This is a genomic window from Streptomyces sp. DH12 (assembly GCF_020873895.1).
Classification (GTDB): Bacteria; Actinomycetota; Actinomycetes; order Streptomycetales; family Streptomycetaceae; genus Streptomyces.
In genome coordinates this window covers 1-406 of sequence record NZ_JAHWGT010001489.1, presented here as the reverse complement: position 1 = coordinate 406, position 406 = coordinate 1, and the positions used below count along the sequence as shown (strand labels likewise).

At 76.8% G+C, this 406-nt stretch carries 1 pseudogene; it reads left to right on the top strand.

The features are described from left to right. Nucleotides 1-13: 13 nt before the first annotated feature. Nucleotides 14-406 (top strand): annotated as a pseudogene (locus LPA54_RS40715) (ATP-binding protein); the annotation flags it as partial.

Genomic DNA, 406 nt, shown 5'->3' with positions numbered 1-406 from the left:
GGCCTTCGCCCTGATGGACGTCGAGGAGCCGGAACGGCCGTTCCTCCGCCGCTCGTTGCGGTTGCCGGACCGGGTCGTCGCCAATCTCCTCGGCGACGACACCCCCGACCAGTCGCTGGCCGGACGGGTCCGCCCGCTCACCGTGCCGTCCGAGCTTCCCGAGGAGGACGGCTTCACCGGACGGCTCGCCGCCCGGCTGAAGGAGGAGCCGCTCACCGTCTATCTGCGCGAGCACCGCGAGGGCGAGGGTCTGGCGCACGCGGCCCGGGCACTGCCGGGCGGCGCCCTGCACTACACGCCCCGCGGCCCGCACGGCCAGCAGCCGCCGGCCGCCCTGGTGCGCGAGGCCCGGCTGCTCGGCCGCCCGCTGGTCGTCACCCTGCCCCCGGACGACCCGGGGGCACTC